Source organism: Methylomonas albis (assembly GCF_014850955.1).
Lineage (GTDB): Bacteria > Pseudomonadota > Gammaproteobacteria > Methylococcales > Methylomonadaceae > Methylomonas > Methylomonas albis.
Genome location: NZ_JACXSS010000001.1, coordinates 4,332,383 through 4,357,717 on the forward strand (window position 1 = coordinate 4,332,383; position 25,335 = coordinate 4,357,717).

5 protein-coding genes are annotated in these 25,335 nt (G+C 56.2%); all 5 read left to right on the top strand.

Annotation, left to right across the window (positions count from 1 at the left end; genetic code table 11):
• Positions 1-190 precede the first annotated feature (190 nt).
• The 5 genes from EBA_RS19595 to EBA_RS19615 all read left to right on the top strand — a co-directional run bounded on the left by EBA_RS19595 (position 191) and on the right by EBA_RS19615 (position 25,283).
• Positions 191-697 (top strand): YcjF family protein, encoded by a 507-nt coding sequence (locus EBA_RS19595; protein WP_192376274.1) that lies wholly within the window; start codon positions 191-193, stop codon positions 695-697.
• Positions 698-1,038: 341 nt separating this feature from the next.
• Positions 1,039-2,676: a cyclic peptide export ABC transporter gene (locus EBA_RS19600; protein ID WP_192376275.1), complete on the top strand. Its 1,638-nt coding sequence runs from the start codon at positions 1,039-1,041 to the stop codon at positions 2,674-2,676.
• A 9-nt stretch (positions 2,677-2,685) separates the two neighbouring features.
• Positions 2,686-3,738 (top strand): prohibitin family protein, encoded by a 1,053-nt coding sequence (locus tag EBA_RS19605; protein WP_192376276.1) that lies wholly within the window; start codon positions 2,686-2,688, stop codon positions 3,736-3,738.
• 474 nt (positions 3,739-4,212) lie between these two features.
• A complete protein-coding gene (locus EBA_RS19610) occupies positions 4,213-16,539 on the top strand; it encodes a non-ribosomal peptide synthetase (protein WP_192376277.1) in 12,327 nt (4,108 codons plus the stop codon).
• Positions 16,533-25,283, top strand: a complete 8,751-nt coding sequence (locus EBA_RS19615) for a non-ribosomal peptide synthetase/type I polyketide synthase (protein ID WP_192376278.1) — start codon at positions 16,533-16,535, stop codon at positions 25,281-25,283. Before EBA_RS19610 ends, EBA_RS19615 begins: the two co-directional genes overlap by 7 nt.
• Positions 25,284-25,335 lie beyond the last annotated feature (52 nt).

A 25,335-nucleotide genomic window follows, 5' to 3' on the forward strand; every position in this document is an offset into this window, starting at 1 on the left:
AACGCCTTACCATGGAACTGCGAAACCTTTTTTCTTAACATTGATCATCAAAAAAACCGTCGAAAGGCTATGTCTTCCGCAGCATATCGCCTTATGCTAAATGGTAGAATCTTTGTATAGTATACTCAACCTGTATGGTGTAAGATAAATGCCTAATTTCAGAATCAGCTTTTACTAAGGAGTGAGCCCCATGAATGCTACCGTAACCGAAGAAGCGACTTTATTAGCGGAAACCGTCATCGATGCTGATGCCACAGCAAGCCCGATCATTAAACGTTATAGCCTGATTGCTGCAGGTATTGGCATTATTCCAGTTCCGCTCATAGATTCCGTGTTGGTTAGCGGGGTTCAGGTCAAGATGGTCTACGAATTGGCTAAGGCATTTGATACTCCTTTTATAGAATCTCGCGTCAAAGCCATAGTGGGCTCACTGGTGGGCGGCATTGCCCCAATTGGCGTCGCAGGAGGAGCCGTTCACCTAGTGAAAGCAATCCCATTCATAGGCTTTGCGGCGTGGTATTTTGTAGGCCCGGCGCTGGCTTTTGCTTCAACTTATGCCGTCGGCAAAGTCTTTTCAGAACATTTCCAAACCGGTGGCACCCTGCTCACTTTCAATGCCGACAAAATTCGCGTCCATTATCAGCGCGAGTTCGAAGCCGCATTAAAATCCAGAAAAGCGGGCAAAACACCCGCTTAAATAAGCGCAAGGCAATTCAGATCGACAAATGCTTCCGTTACGCTTGTTTTTGGAGCACTGACTGAGGCATTTCCGACAAGAACGCCGTTCTAAGGTTAACATCGCCTAAACCCACTCACCATGACATCGCTGCCACTCATTGGTATTTATTATCTAATAATTTTGCTTTTGGTCAGTTGCTGCGCCATTGGTCGGAAACCAGGATTTCTGATAACGCTTGTCCTATCCCTGGTACTTACCCCCTTCGTCATGTTATTGATCCTTTACATCACCAAGTCCTCTGAAAAAAAGTCGACACTGACCGCATCGCGGACTTAGTTTAGCTGGACGGCGTATTCTCCATGTCCTTGATTGAACTGATTCGCCGGCACATAAAAACCTCGCCACACACATTCGTTCTTCTCGCCCTGCTTTCCGGGGTAAGCAACGTCTTGGTGATGACACTCATCACCACTTCCGCCGGTGTTGAGCAAGCAGCGCTGGACTTGCGCACTATCACCATGTTCGGATTAGTCATCGGTATTTACATTGTCAGCCAACGCGGCCTGATGCGCATTACCGCCACTGAAGTGGAGTCGATGATCCACGACTTACGCATGGCCTTAGTCGAAAACATCAGCCACGCTGAGTTGCTTTCGTTGGAACGAGTCGGACGCTCGGAAATTCTCACCGGAATGATCCGGGATACGCAAACGATCTCCCAAGCGTCTAACATTCTGGTCATAGCCGTTCAGTCTATCATCATGATTGCACTGTCCATGGTCTACGTCTTTCTGATCAATAAGATAGCGTTTGTGCTAAGCCTGAGTTTTATCGCATTCTCCATGCTGCTGATTCTGAGACACATGATTGCGCTACGCGCGGAACTCAATACGGTTTACGAGGAAGAAAATCATTTATACGACGGCCTACGCGATGTACTCGAAGGCTTTAAAGAAGTAAAAATGAGTCCGCCCAGGCGTATTGACATTTTGGCGGAAATTGACATCGCCGCAACGCGCGCACGAGACGTTAAAATTGCATTCCAAGGCCGCGCCGCTCAGGAGTTTGTACTCAGCCAGACTATGAGTTTCCTGCTGCTTGGCATCATCGTGTTTATAGCACCGATGTTTTTCAGCGTCGAAGCGGGAGCCGCCGCGCGTACTGCGGCCGCCATGTTGTTTATCATTGGCCCGTTGGCGATGGTCACCCAAGCGATACCGATCTTCGCGACCGCTAATGCCGCCGCCGACAACCTAAGCCAATTAGAACATCTACTCCAATCCCTGGTGAGCACGATACCGGGAATGATCGAACGCCCTTTGCCCGCCACGTTCGAAGCCATCCATTTCGACACTGTCAGTTTTACTTACGTCGACAATAAAGCCGTAGACATGTTTACGGTAGGCCCATTCAATTTCAGCATCCGCCAGGGCGAAACCTTGTTTATCACAGGCGGCAACGGCTCCGGAAAGTCCACCTTAGTCAAACTATTGGTCGGGCTTTATTATCCCGAAAAAGGGGTGATTCGGATCGACCAACAAGCGCTTTCGGCAGAAACCTATTCGTCCTATCGCAGCAAGTTTTCAGTCATTTTTTCCGATTACTACTTATTCAAACGGCTGTACGGCCTCAATGCACCCAGTCCGGAGATCATTGATGAGTTGTGTCTACTGCTCGAAATATTAGGTAAAGTCCGATTAAAGGACGCCAACCGCTTCGATACCATAGACTTGAGTACGGGACAGCGTAAGCGCCTCGCTTTGCTGGTCACGCTATTGGAAGACAAGCCCATTATCGTACTGGATGAATGGGCCGCAGACCAAGACCCTCATTTCCGCCGAAAATTCTATCAGGAATTGTTACCCCACCTAAAAGCCCTAGGCAAAACTATAATCGCCATTACCCACGATGACCGCTATTTCGATACAGCCGATAGATGCATCGCCCTTGAAGAAGGCCGCATAACATCGGACATCAGTAAAAAGCCACTTCAATAGTCCAAGTCTATGCAATTTGCCGCTTTTAAACCATTCTACGAAAAACATATCATGAACATCACGCTCGCGGTGATGGTCTTGGGACTGTTATTCGTGTTCTTATCACCGACCATGATCGTCACTATTCCGTCCGGTCACCTGGGAGTACGATGGTACCGCTTCAATAATGGTACCGACCTCGGACCGGCCATCAGAGAAGGAACCCGTTTAAAGTTTCCCTGGGACGAACTGTACGATTACGACGCGCGGGCACAGATTGTCGATCAAGATTACGATGTCATCACCAAAGACGGCTTGTTAGTCGCCACCAAAATTTCGTTTCTTTACCGTGTTAAGCCCGATACGCTCGGCCTGCTGCACAAAGAAGTCGGGCCGGATTTTGTCAAAGAGGTCCTAAAACCTGAATTAGGTGCCGTAGCACGGTCGGTGATTTCCCACTACACGGCGGAAGAGCTCTACAGCACTCACCGGGAAGAAGCTCAAGACAAAATATTGCAATCAATGATTGGGGAGTTATATGAGGATAACGCCTATAGCCCCAATGGGGTCGTGCTGATCGCCTTTGATAGACTCATGCTGAAATCCATAAAACTGCCTGAACGAATAGCGTCTGCCATAGAGGCTAAAGTTGAGCAGTTTCAACGCCAACTCGAATATGACTTCCGCCTGCAGATCGAGACCAAGGAAAAACAACGTAAAAGCATTGAAGGTGAAGGCGTACGGGCACTGTTCGACAATATTGGCGGAAAAGATCTCGCCAGCTATTTACGACTGTCCGGCATCAACGCCACCCTGGAACTGGCTCGTTCCAACAACGCGAAAATAATCGTCACCGGCAGTTCGCTCAATGCCTTGCCTTTGCTGATCGGCAGCGACACCGTCACGCCTACGACTCCACCAACACAAGCAGGTGAGGCAGCGAAGACAGACATTAACAACGAGATCGGCAAATCGTTACAGCCGTTTAAAGCACCGACAGACCAATCCCAAACGACGCCGAGCAGAGCGGAAAAATCGGCATCCAACACAGACAAAACAAAAACCGATGGCACCAAAAAATAGGCTGGGGTTTCGGATCGAACAGCGGCGGTTGTCGGCGACCGCCAACGGTCCGAATTAGCACCACTCAGGCTCCTTGCCGTTTGGATGACATCCGCACGGTGTTGAGTGAAATACATGACTGGCGCTTTAAACGACGGGACACCCGCCAACGCTGTCAACATCCGCTCCCTAGCCTTGGAAACTCGGTCAAGAACGATCAGTCGGCGTGGGGAAAATATTGTTTGCTCAGCCGTATCGGCTATATTCAAGTGCAAATGTCCTGAATTATTACTGTGAAAGTCATGGCGACACGGCTTTCATTTGCCGGGGTGACACGGTGTTTTCATGATCGTTAGTTAGATAAACCGGTATTAGGCGATGAGCACTATACTTCAGCTAATTGGTTCGCGCGCGATCCTCCCCTAAAGTCACCCTTTGAAACCGAGCCGATCTGTTACAGATTTTATGGGATTCTGAGTTTTCTGGAAAATGCACATGAAGGATGTTGTTGCCCGCTTTGCGTCCCTGTCGCCCGCCAAACAGGCACTTTTGCAAAAAGCCCGACAAGCAGCCGGCGGCGACGAGTTTACAGAAGGCGTTATCCCGCGCCGCGCCTCTGGCGGCACATGGCCTCCGCTGTCTTTTGCCCAACAGCGCTTATGGTTCCTGGACCAACTGGAAGGTCCGGGCGCCACTTACAATATGCCGAATGCCATCCGTTTGAATGGCCCCCTCAACTTGCCGTCGTTTGAAGCCGTTTTTCAGGAAATCGTCCGTCGCCATGAAGTGTTGCGGACTAATTTCATCCAACAAAACGGCCTTCCTGTGCAACTGATTCACGCCGAGATCGATTGCCGGATTCCTGTCGTTGACTTGCAAAATCTGCCTGAAGCGCAACAGGAAAGCGAATTTACCCGGTTGGCGGAGCAGCAAGCAAGGCACCCTTTCAACCTTGCCCAAGATCGACTACTCAGGCTGAGTATGATCCGTCTGGCGACAGATAGACACGTCCTGCTATTCAACATCCACCACATCGTCTCCGACGGCTGGTCAAACGGTAACGTGCTGCTGCGTGAAGTCTTGACCCTGTATTCCGCCTTCTCACAAGGTAAGCCCTCGCCGCTGCCGGCACTGCCGATTCAATACGCCGACTTCGCCTGTTGGCAACGCCAATGGCTTAGCGGTCAGCGATTGGATAACCAAATCGCCTACTGGCAAAAACAATTATCCGGCATTCCGACTCTGCTGGAACTACCTACGGATAGACCTCGCCCGCCGATACAAACTTTTACCGGCACAACCCACTATTTTACCCTTGAGGCGGCACTACTAACGCGCATGAAAACCCTGGGCCAAACCTCCGGCGCCACATTATTCATGACCCTGCAAGCCGGATTCGCGGCGCTGCTCGCACGCTATAGCCGCCAGGAAACCATCGTGGTCGGTTCGCCCATCGCCAACCGTCAGCGTAAAGAGCTTGAACCGCTGATGGGCTTTTTCGTCAACACGCTGGTGCTACGCACTGAGTTCACCGACTCCCTGACCGGACATGAGTTACTGGCACAAGTGCGTCACACCTGTCTCCAAGCTTACCGCCATCAGGATGTGCCGTTCGAGCGTTTGGTTGAAGCAATTAGACCCGAGCGCAATTTAAGTTTTTCTCCCTTGTTTCAGGTCATGTTTATTCTGCAAAACCAGAATGAACAAACCGGCGATCTGCACATCGGCGACTTGCGAATATCCACTATACCTCAAACCGCTGCCTCGTCGATGTTCGACATGACGCTCAAACTGGAAGAGCAGAATGGGGCGCTTTTGGGAGAATTCGAGTACAACACCGACTTGTTCGATGCGGCGACCATCGAGCGCTTTGTCGCCCACTACCACACACTGCTAACCGGCATTGCCATGCATCCCGATTCTCCGGTGGCAGGTCTTCCCCTGCTGGATCAATGCGGATACCAACAGCTAGTGCGCGACTGGAACGCCACCCAATACGACTATCCGCTCGAACAAACGGTCTACGGCTTGTTCGAGCAACAAGCCCTGCAACATCCCGACCGCATCGCCGTGATATGGGAAAACGAACAACTGAGTTACGGCCTTTTGAATGCGCGAGCCAATCTGCTGGCCGGTTATCTGAGTACACTGGGCGCAACAACGGAAACCCTGGTCGGTCTCTGCGTTGAACGCTCCGCCGAACTGCTGGTGGGCTTGCTGGGCATTATGAAGACTGGGGCGGCTTATGTACCGCTAGACCCGGCCTATCCCAAGGAGCGCCTGAACGCGATGATCGCCAGCTCCGGCCTTAGCCTGTTATTGACACAGCAAGCCGCCGCATCCGCCCTGCCTGCCGGCGCGGCCCGCATCGTTTTTTTGGACAGAGATTGGCCAAGCATTGCCGCAACCCGCCCCACCACGACCGCCAGCCCAATCCGCACCGACCGATTGGCCTATGTAATCTATACCTCCGGCTCCACCGGTCGGCCTAAAGGCGTGCAAATTTCCCACCGGGCTTTGCTCAATTTCTTGTTTAGCATGCGTAACGAGCCGGGTCTGGGACCTGATGACACCCTACTGGCAGTCACCACTATCTGTTTCGACATTGCCAGCCTGGAATTGTATTTACCGTTGATCACCGGAGGGCGCATCGCCCTGGCATCTCGGGAAACAGCAGCGGATGGATTTGCGTTGCGGGAAACCATAAACCGCACGCAAGCGACGGTCATGCAAGCCACTCCGGCGACCTGGCGGTTGTTGTTTGCCGCCGAAGAGCCGACATCGCTGCCGCTACGCCGGATATTCTGCGGCGGCGAAGCCCTGACCGGGGAACTGGCCCAGCAGCTTTTACAAACCCGCGCGCAAGTCTGGAATTTATACGGACCGACCGAAACTACGGTCTGGTCGACGGCCAGTCGGGTAATACCTCGGCATAACGGCGGAGAATTCGGCGGCAACGCCGCTATCGGCCACCCGATTGCCAACACCCAAACCTATATCGTCGATCGCTTTTTTCAGCCACTGCCGATTGGCATTCCCGGCGAACTGTACATCGGCGGAGACGGCCTAAGCCGTGGTTATCTGGGGCAAGCCGCGATGACCGCCGAACGCTTCCTACCCGATCCTTTCGCCGCCATACCCGGTGCACGGGTTTACAAAACCGGTGACTTGGTGCGTTTTCTCAACAGCGGCCAAATCGCCTTTTTGGGCAGAGTGGATCACCAAATCAAGATTCGCGGTTTTCGAATTGAGTTGGGTGAAATCGAAGCCGTACTCAGCCGCCATCCGGCCGTGCTTAACGCAGTGGCAATATGCCGGGAAGATCGCGCCGATCAGCAGCAATTACTGACTTACGTCGAGGCCGATTTCGACTGGCGTGCGGCAGAGGCCGACACCGCCGCCAGCGAAGTCATGATTGAAAAATGGCAGACGGTTTGGGAGCAAACCTATCGCACCACCCGACCGCCTAGCGAGGACAATTTCGATACCAGCGGCTGGCTGAGCAGTTACACCGGCAAACCGATCCCAAAATTGGAAATGCAGGCCTGGGTGGATGACACGGTCGCGCGCATTCTGGCTCTGCAACCTTCGCGAGTCATGGAAATAGGCTGCGGCACCGGCTTATTGCTGTCGCGCCTTGCACCCCGTGTGCAAACTTATGTTGGCGTGGATTTTTCAGCAGCCGTGCTGGAAGGTCTGCGGCGAAAAATCGAAACCTGGGGCTTAAGCGGTGTACAACTGCAAAGGCGGGAAGCCAACCAATTTTCCCCGGATGAAGCGCAAAGCTGCGACACCATCATCATCAATTCGGTCATCCAATACTTTCCCGGCCTGGATTATCTGCTGACCGTTCTGGAAGGGGCGATCAACGCCATCAAAGACGGCGGCTGTCTGTTTCTTGGCGATTTACGGACCCTGCCCTTACTGGAGCTTCAGCACGCTTCGGTACAATTCCATCAAGCCGCCGCCGACTGCGGTCGCGAAGAATTGAGCCTCCGCGTGGCGGCTCAAACCGAACGCGAAGAAGAGCTGCTGTTGGACCCGCGCTTTTTCGCCGCGTTGCAAGCGCGATTACCGCGCATCAGCGCCGTTGAGTTTTTCCTGAAACACGGGACGGCGGCCAATGAAATGATTAAATTCCGCTACGATGCGGTACTGCGTATCGGCGGCGAAGCGCCCTTGACTAAGCCTGCCAGCCCAATCCTGGACGCTGAAAAACAGCCGCTAAGCCTGGCGGATTTGCAAGAACTTCTATCCGCACAGCCTGAAACCCTACTGGTCAAAAACCTGCTAAACCGACGACTTACGGAGGATGCGCGGATACTGGAATGGCTACGCGACGGCGTCGGCAGCGTCGGCGACCTGCGTACGCAATTGCGGCATGAGACACCACCGGGTGTCGATCCAGAAGCGCTCTGCGAGCTCGGCGAATCGCTAGCCTACACGGTCGCGCTCGGCTGGGCGGCGGATGAACCGCAACGACGTTTCGACGCGGTTTTTTATCACCTTAACAGCCGCAACGCCGGCCGTGGCATCCGCATTGCCGGCGAGGTCCCGGCTGATAGTCTGGCACGCTACATCAACAATCCCGGCCGCAACGCTCAAGCGCGACGATTGACGACGGCACTGCGCCAGCATTTGGAGCAGCAGTTACCCGCTTATATGCTGCCCTCCGCCATCGTTTTCTTGGATAAGCTGCCCTTAACCGCAAACGGTAAAATCGACCGCCGAGCGCTACCCGCCCCCGATCTGGCCGGACTCAAGGAAGAATATCAGCCGCCGCGCAATGAAGATGAGCAAGGCTTGGCCGCTATCTGGACCGAAGTCCTGGCCGTAGAGCGCATCGGCGTCAATGACAACTTTTTCACCTTGGGCGGACACTCGTTGTTGGCCGTTCAAGTGATCTCTAAAGTCCGCGACGCTTTCAACGTCGAATTGCCGATTCAAGCCCTGTTCGATGCACCGACCATCGCGCTGTTAAGCGAACGCTTGAGTGACGGCGCAAACGGGGAGCCGATACTAGTGCCGGTTCGAGCACTATCGCCATCGGAACGTTCCGCCGCGCCCCTGTCTTTTGCCCAGCAACGCTTATGGTTTCTCGACCAGCTGGAAGGCGCCAGCGTGACTTATCATATTTCCGGGGCGGCACGACTGACCGGCAAACTGAACGTGACCGTGCTGGAAGGCGTTTTCAGCGAGATCGTCCGCCGCCACGAGGTTTTGCGCACCCGCTTTAGCGAACGCGACGGCAACCCTATTCAGACCATCCTGCCGCCGGAACCTTTCCGGATTCAGCAAGTATCGCTGCAGGCATTGACCGGACAGGCTCGCGAACAAGAAATCCTACATTGGCTGTCCAGTGAAAACCAGCGCCCCTTCATTCTGGCCGAGGAACCGTTGCTGCGCGTCACCTTATTGCGCCTGGATGAAACCTGCCACCTACTGCTGATGACCCTGCACCACATCGTTTCCGACGAATGGTCCATCGGCCTGCTGTTGCAAGAAATGGCGGATTTGTACCTGGCTTTCGATTTGGGCCAAGCATCGCCACTGCCCGAACTGCCCATCCAATACGCCGATTATGCTCTATGGCAACGCCAATGGCTGTCGGGGCCGGTACTGGAAAAACAATCAAGCTATTGGGCCAAGCAGTTGGCCGGAGCCGCTGACCTATTGGATTTGCCGACCGACCGACCTCGCCCGCCAGTACAACGCTATCGGGGCAGCAGTCTATCGTTTAGCATTGCAGCCGGACTTACCGAGCAACTCAAGCAATTGGGACGATCCGCCGAAGCCACCTTATTCATGACGCTGTTGGCTGCTTATGCCGTGTTACTGGCCCGCTACGCCCGAACCACCGATCTGGTGATCGGCTCGCCGATCGCCAATCGCAACCGCGGCGAGCTGGAACAGTTAATCGGCTTCTTCGTCAACACCCTGCCGCTACGACTGGATTTAAGCGGCAATCCCAGCAGTCGGCAACTATTGAGCCGGATCAGGCAAACAGCGCTGGCCGCCTACGCCCACCAGGATCTACCCTTTGAATACATCGTCGAAGAACTCCAACCGCAACGCAATCTAAGCCACGCCCCGTTGTTTCAAGTGATGTTCGTGCTGCAAAATGCCCCCGCGCCGACCGTGGCCGTGGCAGACCTGAGTTTGGAAATGCTCGAATCCGCCGCACCGGCAGCCAAATTCGACCTGACGCTGTCGATTGAAGAAACGTCGGGGGAATTGCGCGGCGTGATCGAATACAACACCGATCTATTCAACGAAACCACCATGCTGCGCTTCATCGCGCACTACCGCCGACTGCTGGCAAGCATGGCCGCGACGCCGCATACTCCGGTAATGACTCTGCCCTTGCTGGATGAAGCGGAGCAGCGGCAGATCGTATTCGACTGGAATAGCTCGCCTTCGCTGACACCGCCGCAGGTCATGCCACGGTTCTTCGAGGCACGGGCCGCGCAAACCCCCGACAAAATCGCCCTGGTTCATGCCGGGGCAAACCTAAGCTATGCGGCATTAAACAAACAAGCCAACCGCGTAGCCCACCAATTGCGCACGTTGGGCATAGGCCCGGAGGTAGCGGTCGGGCTATGCCTGGAACCGTCGTTTGAAATGATCATCGGCCTGCTAGCCATCCTCAAAGCCGGCGGCGCTTATCTGCCGCTGTTGCCGGAGACCCCGCCGGAACGTCTGGCGTTTATGCTGGCGGAAAGCCAGTCATCCCTGATTTTGACCAACAGCGCACTGGCCGAATCGCTATCGGCTTGTGGAACGCAGGTGTTGAACATCGACGAGCTGCTTGGCAATAACGCCCCGGACACCAACCCCGATTTCACGGGCCACGCCGACAACTTGGCCTACATCATCTACACCTCCGGCTCCAGCGGCCAACCCAAGGGCGTACAGGTAAGCCATGGCAATCTGGCGCATTCCATCCAAGCTAGACTGAATCAATACGCCGCTCCCTTAACCGGCCTGCTGCTACTGCAGCCTATTGCTTTCGATATTGCCAGCGGCGCCATCTTTTGGAGCCTGTGTCAAGGCGGCAGCCTGTTCCTGGAACCGCGCAACTTAGCGCAAGACCCCAGGCAATTGCTGGATCGGATCGCCCAAACCCAAGTTTCCCACCTGATCCTGCTGCCCCTGCTTTACTCGCCGTTACTGGACTTGGCGACAACGGCGCAATTGGCAAACCTGAATCTGGTGATCGTCGGCGGCGAACAAATGCCTGTCGAACTGGCTACGCTTCACCGACAGCTCGTGCCGCATGCCGCTTTGTACAACGAATACGGCCCGACCGAAGCCAGCATTTGGTGCAGCGCCTTTCAGGTCGATGAGGACGCGCCCTGCCGAACGATTCCGATCGGCAAACCCAACGTGCACAGCCGTCTTTATCTGCTGGACGAATGGCTGCATCCGCTGCCGGTTGGCGTAGCCGGCGAATTGTATATTGGCGGCGAGCAAGTCAGTCGCGGCTATCAGAGCCATCCGGCCCTAAGCGCCGAAAAATTCATTCCCGACCCCTTCGCAGCCCTGCCGGGCGCGCGTTTGTACCGTAGCGGCGATATTGGCCGTTATCGCGGCGATGGCAACATCGAATTCCAGGGCCGCGTGGACCAGCAAGTAAAAATCCGCGGTTTCAGAATAGAGCTCGGCGAAATCGAGGCGGCGCTTAAAGAGTATGACTACATTGCTGAAGCCGCAGTCGTAGTCAACGATCAGCTCGGCAGCAAGCGTCTGGTGGCCTATCTGATTGTCGAAGCCGGCGGCGTTAGCGACAGCGAACGCATCCGAGCCTATTTGCGCACCCGTTTGTCCGATTACATGATCCCTGCGGCGTTTGTGTTTCTCGACAGCCTGCCGCTCACCGCAAACGGCAAGCTCGACCAGCGGGCCCTACCCGCACCGGAACGAGGTAGCAGCGAATCGAATTATCTGGCCCCTCGCACGGCTACCGAAACGCTACTTGCCAATCTCTGGCAAGACGTTTTAGGCCTGGCACAGATCGGCGTTCAGGACAATTTTTTTAGTTTGGGCGGCGATTCGATCTTGAGCATACAGATCGTCAGCCGTGCGAACCGGGCCGGTCTCGGCCTGACCGTCAAACAATTGTTCCAGCATCAAACCATTGCAGAACTGGCGCGGGTGGCCCCGGAACGGCAAGCGATACACGCCGAGCAGCGAACGCTGACCGGACCCGTAGAGCTAACACCGATTCAGATCTGGTTCTTTGAGGGAAACTCGCCGGAACCGCAGTATTTCAATCAATCCGTGTTGCTGAAGCTGGTCGCGGGACTTGACCCGACTCACCTGGAACGCGCCGTACAGGCCCTGATAAACCACCACGACATGCTACGCGCCCGCTTCCATTGGCAAGATGGGCCTGTCCGTGCCGAAATTGTCGGTTGCGGCCAATTGCCCTTTAGTGTTCATGATTATTCCGGCCTACCGCCCGAGCGGCGCCAAGCCGCACTTTCGGCGGATGCGTTGCAACAACAGACCCGTCTCAATTTATCCGAAGGCCCCTTATTGCGGGCGATTTTTTACCGGATGGGCGACAACCAAACCGACCGATTATTATTGATCATCCATCATCTGGTGGTGGACGGCGTTTCCTGGCGCATTTTACTCGGCGATCTCGATACCGCCTTGAATCAATTAAGCCGTGCCGAACCGATTGAGCTGGCCGCCAAAACCAGCGCTTTTCCTTATTGGAGCCAACGACTCAAGGCCAATGCCAATTCCGAGCAGGCCCTTACGGAACTGGCTTATTGGCGCGAACAAGCCACAACCCCTACCCAACAGCTGCCGCTGGACAGCCACGCCCTGCCGGATGCCAATACCCTGGCTAGCGCCGAGCATGTCACTCTGACTTTATCGGCCGATTTAACCCGGGCGCTGTTGCTGGAAACGCCGCAAGCCTACCGCAGCCAAATCAACGATGTACTGCTCACTGCACTGCTGCGCACCGTCAACGCCTGGACCGGCGACAGCCGGCTGCGTATCGTGATGGAAGGCCATGGCCGCGAGGAATTGTTCGACGATGTGGACTTGTCGCGCACCGTGGGCTGGTTTACCAGCGGCTTCCCGCTGCTATTACAGGGAGAAGCCAACCAAGCGATAGGCAGCTCGCTTAAACAGATCAAAGAAACCTTGCGCCGCATCCCCAAGCATGGCATCGGCTATGGCGTTCTGCGTTATCTCCATCAAGACCCGGACATTCGCGCCCTGTTGGCTACCAATAGTCAGGCGGAAATCAGTTTTAACTATTTAGGCAGCTTCGAACAAAATGCCGGCAGCACGATCTTGTTGGGCGAGGCCTCGGAACCCACGGGCTCCGAGCAAAGCCAAATCGGCCCGAGGCGATTTGTACTGGAAATCAACGCTATTCTTAAAGAAAGCCGCTTGCAACTGACCTGGACTTATAGCAAGCGTTTGCACAAGCGGCCAACCATCGAACGCTTGGCCAACAGCTACTTTGCCGAACTGGAAGCCATTATCCATCACTGCCGCAGCGAGGAAGCCGGCGGCTATACCGCATCCGATTTCCCGCTAGCCGCCGCGAATGAGCCCTTGTTAAACCGCCTGTTCCAGCTGTGGGGCAGCCAGGTCGAGGATGCCTATCCGCTTTCACCGATGCAACGGGGCATGTGGTTCCACAGCCTGTACGCCGGCGATTCCGGGGCCTACATCATCCAGCTGACCGGCAAGATGACAGGCGAGTTTCAGCCGCTCGCGTTTCAGCGGGCTTGGCAGCGGGTACTGGATCGGCATCCGAGTTTACGCACGGCGATAGTGGCCGAAGGCGGCGAGGATCCGTTGCAAGTCGTTATCAACCGAGTCGACTTGCCCTGGCAAGAACTGGATTGGCGCGACCAGTCGGCAGCACAACAACAAACCAACTGGGCACAATGGCTTAAGGCGGACCGCGCTCAAGGTTTTTCCATGGATCGAGCACCGCTGATGCGGTGCTGCTTGGCGCGGCTGGATGAAAATACCTGGCAATTCCTCTGGAGTCACCATCACCTGCTCACCGACGGCTGGTGCCTGCCGATCCTGATGCGGGAAGTGCTGAATTTTTACCGCGCTTTCGTTAGTGACCGCGACATTGATCTGACCGCTCCCCGCCCCTACCGGCATTACATCGCCTGGTTGCAGCAACAGGATTTGAGCCAAGCGCAAAGCTTCTGGCGTGAAACTTTGCGCGGTTTCAGCGCGCCGACCGGCTTTGGCGTGGATCGCCCGCCTAACCCGGTCGGCATACCGGCAAGCGCCGAGTACCGGGAGTCCGCGGTGACGCTGGATGCCGACACCAGCCAAGCCCTGCAACAGTTCGCGCAAAGCCGCGGACTCACCTTGAGCGTACTGATCCAGGGTGTTTGGGGGGTGTTATTGAGTGCTTACAGCGGCATGAACGATGTGCTGTTCGGCGCCACCGTCTCGGGCCGGCCGCCGGAAATAGCCGAAGTCGACACCATGATCGGCTTGTTCATCAACACCCTCCCCGTGCGTATCCAACTGGACAGCGCGCAATTGTTGCTCGACTTTTTCACACAGCTGCGCGATACGCAACTGACTCGCGACGCCTACGCTTATACGCCATTGGTAACCATCCAAGCCTGCAGTGAAATTGCCCCCCGTCAGCCTTTATTTGAAAGCATCGTGGTGTTTGAAAACTATCCGATGGACAGCTCTTTGGAACAGCAGGCCGAATTACTGGCGATTACCGACCTGGAAATCCATGAACAAACCAACTTCCCGCTAACTTTAACGGCGGCCAATGCCGCAGCTATCCCGCTAAAAATAGCCTACGACAGCAGCCGTTTCGAGGAACACAGCATCAGGCGCCTGCTGAATCACCTCGGCAATCTGTTGAGAGGCCTGGTTGCGGCGCAGTTGCAAACCGTTGGCCAATGGTCTGGCTGCCTGATCGCTGCCGAAGAGCGGAAGCAGCTGTTGCTAAGCTGGAACCAGTCCTCGATAAAACATCCCGAATACGACCATAGCCTAGCCGACCTATTCGAGGCACAAGTCAGGCGCACACCGTTCAGGATAGCGGCGATTTTTGCCGATCAACAGCTTAGCTACGACCGGCTAAACCGTCGCGCCAACCAAGTCGCCCATCGGCTGCGGGCGCTAGGTGTCGGGCCGGGCGTACTGGTCGCGCTATGCATGGAACGCTCTCTGGAAATGCTGATCGGGCTGCTGGGCATCCAAAAAGCCGGCGGCGCGTATCTACCTTTGGATCCCGCTTATCCCACGCAACGACTGGCCTTTATGCTGGAAGACAGCCAGGCGACGGTCATCCTCGGCCAACAACATTTGTCCGCAACTTTGCCGGCGACCCATGCTCGGTTGCTGTGCCTGGACGAAAACGACGCAAGTTTGGCGGCTTTCAGCGACGCCAATCCCGTCCGCCGCTCCGCGCCACGAGACTTGGCCTATGTCATCTATACCTCCGGCTCCACCGGCAGACCCAAGGGCGTGCAGATTAGCCAGGGCGCCTTGGTGAATTTTCTGATGGCGATGGCGGAAAAGCCGGGTTTGACCCAAAGCGACGTGCTGCTGGGCGTGACCACCTTATCCTTCGATATTGCCGGGCTGGAATTGTATTTACCCCTAATCGTCGGCGCCAAGCTGGCCTTGGTCAGCCGCGCAGTCGCCGTGGATGGCGCAGGTTTATTGGCCGAAATGCAGCGAGTTAACGCCACGCTGATGCAAGCCACCCCCATCACTTGGCGTTTATTGCTGGAAGCCGGTTGGCAAGGCGCGCCTTTACAAACAGCATTCTGCGGCGGCGAAGGTTTGCCCCAGGATTTAGCCCTCCGCATGCTGCAAACCGGTATCGAAACCTGGAACCTGTACGGCCCTACCGAAACCACGGTGTGGTCGTCGACCCATCCGGTCTCGGCACAGAACCACGGCGAAGCGACCCAAGCCATCGGCAGGCCGATCGACAACACCCGCCTGTACGTGGTGGACCGCTTTTGCCAACCAGCCCCCATGGGCGTACCGGGAGAATTGCTGATCGGCGGCGCGGGGCTGGCGCAAGGCTATTTAGGCCGTCCGGGCCTGACCGCTGAACGCTTCGTGCCAGACCCTTTCGGCACCGAGCCGGGCAGTCGTTTGTATCGTACCGGCGACCAGGTCCGTTACCGCGAGGATGGCAATTTGAGCTGTTTGGGCCGTATCGACCAGCAAATAAAAATACGCGGCTTCCGCATCGAGTTGGGTGAAATCGAAGCGCTGCTCAACCAACATGCCGGGGTAAAACAAGCGGTGGTCAGCGTCTGGGAGGCGGGCGTTGACGACAAACGGCTAATCGCTTACCTGTTGGCGAAACCCGGCACGAAGTTGGATGCGGAAAACCTCCGCGATGGACTTAAACAGCATTTACCGGCCTATATGCTGCCGACAGACTGGCTATTCCTCGACAGCTTGCCGCAGACGCCGAACGGCAAACTGGATCGCGCCGCCCTGCCGGTTCCCAATCGCCAACGCCGAGCGGCTTACACCGCGCCGCGCACCAAGACCGAAGCAAAGTTGGCCGAACTGATGAGCGAAGTCTTAGCCGTGAAACAAGCCGGCGTCGACGACGACTTCTTCGAACTGGGCGGGCATTCGTTGTTGGCGGCGAAGCTGGTTACCCGCATAGCCCAGGCCTTCCAACTCGCCATGCCACTGCCGGTGCTGTTTCAAAAGCCGACTATCGAACAACTGGCCGAATATATCGATACCACCTTATGGGCAGCGCGGCAAGGCGCTACGCCCGAAGCCGAGCTAGAGGACGACGAAGAGGAATTTAGATGGTGAAATCCACCGATGCATTGATGTCCAGGCTGCGCGAGTTAAATGTCAAACTCTGGCTGGATGGCGATCAATTAGGTTGCCGGGCGCCCAAAGGGGTTATGAGCGCAGAGCTGGCCGCGGAATTATCCGCTCGCAAGGCCGACATCCTGCGCTATCTGCAACAAGCGGAATCCTCAACCGCAGCGTCTCATCAAAGCCGCATTGCCGCTATCCCGCGTCATCAACCTTTACCGCTGTCCTTCGGTCAACAACGTCTATGGTTTCTGGAACAACTGGAAGGCCCTTCACCGACCTATAACATGCCGCTGGCCATGCGACTGGAAGGATCGCTGGATGTGCTTGCGCTGGAAAAAGCCTTGAACGAAATCATGCGGCGACATGAGGTGTTGCGCAGCAATTTCACGCTGGCGGACGAACAAGCCGTCATCCGCATTCGGGAAACGGCGGCATGCCCGCTGACTGTTGTCGAAGCAAAAGAAGCAGGGGCCGAACAACAACGCTGGATTCACCAGGAAGCCCGGCGCTGTTTCGATCTCGCCAACGATCCGCTGGTACACGCCACCCTGGTGCAATGGAGCGATCGCTCGCAGCTGTTTCTACTGACCATGCACCACATCGTTTCCGACGGCTGGTCCCTAGGTATTTTTCTGCGCGAATTAGTCGCCCTCTACGAAGCCTTCAGCAAAGGCTTCCCGTCACCGCTGCCGGAGCTGTCGATCCAGTACCTCGATTACGCCCACTGGCAACGCCAACGCTTGCAAGGCGTCATCCTTGATCGACTGCTCGACTATTGGCGTCGGCAGCTATCCGGCGCCCCGGAACTGTTGGCTTTGCCAACCGACCGGCCCAGGCCGCCGATCCAAAGCTATCGCGGCCACAGCCTAAACGCCAGACTGGACGCCGACTTAAGCACGCGCTTGCAGGCACTCAGCCAAACGGCGGGCACCACGCTGTTCATGACCTTGCTGTCGGGGTTTGCGCTATTGCTTTCCCGCTACAGCGGCCAGGAGGACATCGTCATCGGTACGCCGGTCGCCAATCGCAACCATGCCGATATTGAAGCGCTGATCGGCTTATTCATCAACACCCTGGCGCTACGCCTGGATCTATCGGCTAATCCGTCGGTGCAAGAACTGCTGGCAAGGGTAAGAAGCACCTGTTTAGCGGCTTACGAACACCAGAACCTGCCCTTCGAGCAACTGGTCGAAGCGCTAAAACCGCCGCGCAGCCTCAGCTACGCGCCGCTGTTTCAGGTGTCGTTCGATCTGCAAAACACCTCGCAAGATGCCATCGCCATGCCCGGTCTGAGCCTGTATCCAGTCGAGCAAGAAGCCGTGGCGGCGAAATTCGACCTGAGTCTGTCCGTGGAAGCAACGGCTACCGAACTGCTGACGGTGTGGAATTACAATGCCGATTTGTTCGATGAAGCCAGCATCATCCGCATGAACGGCCATTACCGCACGCTGCTGGAGAGCATGGTCGCCAAGCCAACACAAGCCTTGAGTGAATTAGCGTTACTCGACGAGCACGAACGCCGGCATATTTTGTTTGCCACCAACGCCACTGCCCGAAGTTACCCAACCGTGCAAAGTTTTCTTGAACTGTTCGAAACCCAGGCACAAGCGACGCCGGACCGTATTGCGCTGAGTTGCGGCTATCAATCCCTCAGCTACCGGCAATTGGCTCAACGCGTGAGCAAGCTTGCCTCAGCCTTGCAGATGTTGGGCGTTGGCGCCGAAGCATTGGTCGCGCTTTGCCTGGAACGCTCCCTTGACATGGTCATCGGTCTATTGGCCATTATGCGCGCCGGTGGCGCCTATATTCCGCTGGACCCCGGCTATCCGCCGGAACGGCTGGCGGCGGTACTCGACGATGCACGCCCCTTGCTGTTGCTTACCCAACAAGCGCTGGAAGCCAGTCTGCCGGCAAGCGGTGCGCGGGTTATCTGCCTGGATAGGGACCGGGAAATGCTGACGGACTTGGCGCGGCAAAACCCGCATAGCCCCGTACTACCCGCCGGGTCTAACACCGCCTATGTGATTTTTACCTCCGGTTCGACCGGCAGGCCCAAAGGCGTGCAAATCCAGCATGGCTCGCTGCTGAATTTTCTGATGTCCATGCAGCGCGAACCTGGATTAAGCGAACAGGACTCGCTACTGGCGGTCACCACCATTGCTTTCGACATCGCCGCGCTGGAAATCTATTTACCGCTGATTAGCGGCGCGCATCTGCTATTGGCCGACCGCGAAACCGCGCTGGACGGCAGACAACTGCAAGCCACGCTGCAATGCCACGGCATCAGCCACATGCAGGCCACCCCGGCTACCTGGCGGCTATTGCTGGAATCGGACTGGAAAGCGCCAAAACCGTTTAACGTGTTATGCGGCGGCGAAGCCCTGCCGGTGGCCCTGGCCCGGCAACTGCTCGAAAACGGCTTGCGGCTGTGGAATCTCTACGGCCCCACGGAAACCACTATTTGGTCGTCGGTCCGCGAAGTGCTAGCCCTCCGCCCCGACCAAGAAGCTGTAGAACCGATAGGCCATCCGATACAAAACACCCAAATCCATATTCTGGACAAAACTCATCAACCGCTACCGATAGGTATTGTCGGCGAACTGCACATTGGCGGCGACGGCCTGGCTCGAGGCTATCTGAACCGTCCAAGCCTGACCGCGGACAGCTATCGGCCGGATGCCTTCACCGGCAAAGCCGGTGCGCGTCTGTATCGCAGCGGCGACCTCGCCCGCCGTTTGCCAGACGGCGGCTTCGCGTTTTTGGGCCGCCAAGACCACCAGGTGAAAATTCGAGGCTACCGCATTGAGCTGGGCGACATCGAAGCGGCCTTGCGCCAACTACCGGGCGTCAAACACGCCACTGTCCTGGCGCGAGAGGATGTACCCGGCGATAAACGCCTGGTCGCCTATCTGCTGGCCTCGCCCGAAACCGCCCTCGGCATCAATGAACTGCGCAGCCACCTGAAGCACAGCCTTCCTGACTATATGCTGCCCGCTGCCTTTGTCTTTATAGCCGAGCTGCCACTAACCCCCAACGGCAAGATTAACCGCAAAGCACTGCCTGCCCCGGACTCGGTCCGCCCGGAATTAACCGCCGGCTTTGCCGCACCGCGCAACGCGCTGGAAAACAGCATTGCCGAAATTTGGCGGCAAACCCTCAACCTGGAACACGTCGGCATCGACGATAACTTTTTCGACTTGGGCGGGCACTCGCTATTGCTCACCCGCGTCTATGAAAGCCTGCGCAAACAGGTCAGCGAACCGTTTGCGCTGATTACTTTATTTCAGCATCCCACGATCCGCAGCCTCGCCTCCCGGCTTGCCGATCAGGAAGCGCCAAGCCCACTGCGCATCAGGGCAACGCCTTCACGCCGGCCTGACGGCAACGACGACATTGCCATCATCGGCTTGACCGGCCGTTTTCCGGGCGCCGACGATCTGCAGCAATTCTGGAACAATCTGCGGGAAGGCCGCGAGTCGATCAGTTTTTTCAGTCGCGAAGAATTGCTGGAATCCGGTATAGAGGCCGAATTAATCGACTTGCCGCATTACGTGCGCGCCAACGGCATACTGTCGGATGTGGCCGGTTTCGATGCGGCTTTTTTCGGTTATACGCCGGCCGAAGCGGAAATTATCGATCCGCAACAGCGGCTGTTTTTAGAAAATGCCTGGCATACGCTGGAACATGCCGGCTACGGCACTCACAGCGCAGATACCGCTATCGGCGTTTTTGCCGGTTGTAGTCATAACGGCTATCTAATCCGTAATTTGCTGCCGCACTTGTATAGCAGCGACGCCCACTCGATTTATCAGGTCATTCTGGGCAGCGACAAAGACTTTTTATCCACCCGCGTCTCTTACGCGCTGGATTTAAGAGGCCCCAGCGTCAGCGTACAAACCGCCTGTTCCACCTCGCTGGTCGCCATCCACCTGGCTTGCCGCAGCCTGCTGGATAGCGAATGCGACATGGCCTTGGCCGGCGGGGTCGGTTTAAAAATTCCGCAAAAATCCGGCTATGTGCATGAACAAGGCATGATCAACTCCGCCGATGGTCACTGTCGCGCGTTCGACGCCAGCGCCGACGGCACCACCTGGGGCAGCGGCTTGGGCATTGTCCTGTTGAAACCGCTGGCGTCGGCCTTGGCCGACCGCGACGCCATACACGCGGTGATCAAGGCCTCGGCCATCAACAACGATGGCGCGCTCAAAATCGGTTACACCGCCCCCGGCGTCGAAGGCCAAGCGCAAGTGATCGCCAATGCCCAGGCACGAGCCAACGTTGCCCCCGACAGCATTTCCTACATCGAAACCCACGGCACCGGGACGCATTTGGGCGATCAAATCGAAATTGCCGCATTGAGCCAAGCATTTCGTTCGGGAACCGACAACAAACAGTTTTGTGCGTTGGGAGCGGTAAAAACCAACATCGGCCATTTGGATGCCGCCGCGGGGGTTGCCGGTCTCTGTAAAACCGTGCTGGCCCTGCAACACCGGCAAATTCCGCCGACTCTACATTTTGAACGGCCCAATCCGGAAATCGACTTCGAACACAGTCCGTTTTATGTCAACGACCGGCTACGCGATTGGCCCGCCAATGGCGCGCCGCGCCGCGCCGGTGTCAGTTCGTTCGGCATTGGCGGCACCAATGCCCATTTGATCGTGGAAGAAGCGCCGCCGGCAACCAGTAGCGCATCGTCCCGGCCCTGGCAATTGTTGATTCTATCGGCGCGCAGCCTCGGCGCCGTGGAAAACCAACGGCTCGAGCTGTTCCATTATTTGCAAGAGCACCCCGACATTAACCTGGCCGACGCGGCTTATACCCTGGGACTGGGGCGACGGCAGTTTTCCCAGCGCATTGCCGTGGTTTGCCGAGACCGGCAAGACGCAATAATCGCACTCCAGACCACCGAACGCTGCCGCTCGGGACATATCGCCAAGAACCGGACCGAAGCGCCCGGCGTCGCATTTCTGTTTCCAGGCCAAGGCAGCCAGTATGTCGCCATGGGCGCCGATCTTTACCGTGACGAAGCCGTGTTTCGCAAACACATCGATGATTGTGCGGAACGGCTGCTCCCGGAATTAGGCCTGGATCTGCGGCAAATCCTCTACCCCTCGGCGAATGAAACAGATCAAGCCCCTGCCCGATTGGAGCAAACCTGGTTGACCCAACCTGCTCTGTTCGTCACCGAATATGCCCTGGCCCAACTGTTGATGTCATGGGGCATCGCACCCGGCGCCATGATCGGACACAGTCTTGGGGAATATGTAGCCGCTTGTTTAGCCGGCGTATTCGATCTGGAGACCGCCCTGATGCTGGTGGCCAGGCGGGGCCGGCTGATCTGGGAACAACCGCAAGGCGCCATGCTCGCCGTTTCTCTGCCGGTCGACAAAACCCAAGCCTTGCTGGGCGACCAGCTATCGTTGGCGGCGATTAACGCCGCCGAAGCCTGCGTGGTGTCAGGCCCGTTCCCGGCCATTGCGGCGCTAAAATCTCGGTTGGAGAACCAGGCTATCGCTTGTCGCCAATTGCAAACCTCGCACGCGTTCCATTCAAGCATGATGGAAGCGGCGATAACCGCTTTCGCCGAAATTTTGAGTAGCGTAAGTTTAAATCCGCCGCGTCTGCCGTTTATTTCCAACCTGACGGGGACTTGGATAAGCCCGCAACAAGCGGTCGATCCGGGATACTGGGCAAAACACTTACGCCTGACGGTCAATTTTGAAGCCGGCATCGCTACCCTGTTAACCGATCCTGATCGGCTGCTGTTAGAAGTCGGACCCGGCGCCATATTGAGCCGATTGGTTCGACGTCATCCATTAGCCGGGCGTCATCGCTGCGTGTTGACCTCGCTAGCAGGTCCGGGCAGTACTGAAACACCGCCGTTGCTGGATAGCCTGGGCCGATTGTGGTGCGTCGGCGTCGACGTCGATTGGGCGGCTTTTTACGCCCACGAACCACGTTCCCGCATTCCCTTGCCGGTTTATCCTTTCGAAAGACAGCGCTATTGGATAGACCCGCCAGCCGCTGATGTTTTACCCTCCACAGCGCAAAATCCGCTAAAAAAACCTCCGCTGGAGGAATGGTTTTATCTGCCGGGATGGAAGCCGACGCTCACGCCGCGACCACTGTGCGACGAAGATTTCGCCGAGCAATCGCTGTGGCTAGTGTTTAGCGATGAGTCCGGTTTCAGTCGGCTCTGCATCGCCAAACTGCAACAGGCCGGACAAGCGGTCATTACGGTTTGCCAGGGCGATAGCTATAGCCAACATGGCGGCGACTATCGTATCAACCCGGCTTCAGCAGACGATTATGGCCGCTTGATTCAATCGCTTGAAGAAAAGACTTTTCACAAAATCCTGCATTTCTGGAGTCTCAGTGCCGCCGATGTCACCGGCCCGGAAATTTTTGAACAGTCTCAACTCAACGGCTATTACAGTCTGCTGTTTCTGGGCCGCGCCCTGGCTAAACAACAACACAACGAGAAAATCGACATCACCGTGATCTCCAATCATCTACACGATGTCAACGGCCAGGGTGAAATCGTTCCGGAAAAAGCCACGCTGCTCGGCCCGTGTTTGGTCATGCCGCAGGAGATACCCCGCCTAAGCTGCCGCTGTCTGGATGTCAGCCTCGCCTCAAGCAGCGAAAGCGGCACAGCCGATCTGCTTAATCGAGTGCTGGCGGAAATAGCGCACGATGGCAACGATCCGCTGCTCGCATACCGGGGTAGCCGGCGGCTGGTGCCAGGCTTTGAGCGGGTAGCGCTCGGCGCCGATGGCGATAGCGTCCGGCAACTGCGCCGGCACGGGGTCTATCTAATCACAGGCGGCCTGGGTAATATCGGCCTGTTACTCGCCAAGTTTCTGGCTGAAACCGTGCAAGCCCGGCTGGTATTGCTAGGCCGTTCGTTTTTTCCGACACGTTCCCAGTGGCCGGAGTGGCTGCAAAATCACCCTGCCGACGACGAACTGAGCCTTAAAATTCAAGCCATTCAAACCCTGGAAAACTTAGGGGCGGAGGTAGTGCTGCTGCAAGCCGATGTCGCCGACGAAAAAGCCATGCAGCTGGCGCTTGCGCAAGTCCATAGCCAATTCGGCGCGTTGCACGGCCTTATCCATGCTGCGGGTCGCTTGAACGATCCGTCCTTCGTGAGTGCGTTGACCGACACAGGCCGACGCGAATCGCAAGCCCAATTCGGCCCTAAAATTCACGGCCTGTATGTTTTGGAAAAACTATTGCGCGAACGGCAGCTGGATTTTTGTTTGCTGATTTCCTCAACCTCGGCGGTATTGGGCGGGCTGGGATTTACCGCCTACAGCGCCGCCAATCTGTTCCTCGACGCCTTCGCCGCCAGGCAAAACCGTGTTAGCACCACTCCCTGGCTTTCGACCGACTGGGATGCCTGGCAATTTACCGATACGCCCCAAGCGGAAGCATTGTCCATGCAAGCCACGGAATCCGTGGAAGCTTTTCGGCGGCTTATTTCCCAAGTTTTTTCCGGTAGGATCATCATCGCCACCGGCGACTTGGAAAAGCGATTTAAGCAATGGGTACGCCGGGAAAACGGCTTGGCAACACCGCCGGCCAATAAACTCTATACTCGCCCCGAACTATCCAGCAGCTATTCCGCGCCAAACAGCCACAGCGAAAACCAGCTGACGGCGCTTTGGCAAAATTTGTTGGGATTTGCGGAAATCGGTATAGACGATGATTTCTTTGAATTGGGCGGCGACTCGATGCTGGCTATCCGCTTGCTCAGCGGCATCAAAGAAAAATTCGCTCGGCAATTGCCTTTGACTGTGCTTTTGGATAAACCGAGTATTCGCCAACTGGCACAAACACTTGACCAGCCGGAAGAAAGCCGGACATTCTCGCCACTGGTCGCGATTCAATCTCAAGGCTCGCTCCCGGCTTTTTTCTGCGTCCCCGGCACCGGCGGCAATGTCTTGTATTTTAATGAGTTGGCTCGTTGTTTTGCGGAATACGACCGCCCATTCTACGCACTGCAAGCGCAGGGACTGGATGGCCTTACTCCGCCGTTGACCCGGATAGAAGACATCGCCGCGCTGAATGTCCGCGCTCTACAAAAAGTTCAAGCCCAGGGGCCCTATTATTTGGGCGGGCATTCCTTCGGCAGTTGGGTGGCGTTCGAAATGGCGCGGCAATTACAAAAAGCCGGACACGAAGTGGCATTATTGGCCATTCTGGACACCGGCTCACCCGCTGCCAGAGACCTCTCCGCCATCGGCGGCTGGGACGATAGCCGCTGGTTAGTCGCGGTTGCCAATACACTGGGCCATCTCTACGAAAAACCCTTGTCATTAAACTATGAAAAAATCGTCGATCTGACCTGGAGCGATCAAATCGAACTGTTAGCCCAATGCTTGGCGGCGCAAGGCATTACCCAACCCGGTACCGATGCCGCTGAAATCCGCGGTTTTGTCGAAGTCTACAAAACCCAGGCGCGAATTGATTATCGTCCTATCCCTGATCAACCGGTGAAAATCGCCTTATTTCGCGCCCGCGAGCCGCTGGCGGATTTCCTGGATGGGATGCCGGAGCATTTGAAAAACGATGCCAGCTGGGGTTGGCAACAATACAGCAAGGGCGCGCCGATATTGGAATACACACCGGGCGATCACCTAACCATGGTTACCCAACCCCATGTCCGGCGGCTTACACAACTTTTACATCTTGCACTATCTTTAGCCCAAGGAAATTTCAATGACTAAAACCCCTGCTTGGTTCTACCCAAACCTCAGCATCTCTGTTAGTCTGGTCAGG

Excerpts from the sequence above, each read along its gene's own strand:
- EBA_RS19595 (WP_192376274.1), top strand. The coding sequence starts at position 191 with ATGAATGCTACCGTAACCGAAGAAGCGACTTTATTAGCGGAAACCGTC.
- EBA_RS19600 (WP_192376275.1), top strand. The coding sequence starts at position 1,039 with ATGTCCTTGATTGAACTGATTCGCCGGCACATAAAAACCTCGCCACAC.
- EBA_RS19605 (WP_192376276.1), top strand. The coding sequence starts at position 2,686 with ATGCAATTTGCCGCTTTTAAACCATTCTACGAAAAACATATCATGAAC.
- EBA_RS19610 (WP_192376277.1), top strand. The coding sequence starts at position 4,213 with ATGAAGGATGTTGTTGCCCGCTTTGCGTCCCTGTCGCCCGCCAAACAG.
- EBA_RS19615 (WP_192376278.1), top strand. The coding sequence starts at position 16,533 with ATGGTGAAATCCACCGATGCATTGATGTCCAGGCTGCGCGAGTTAAAT.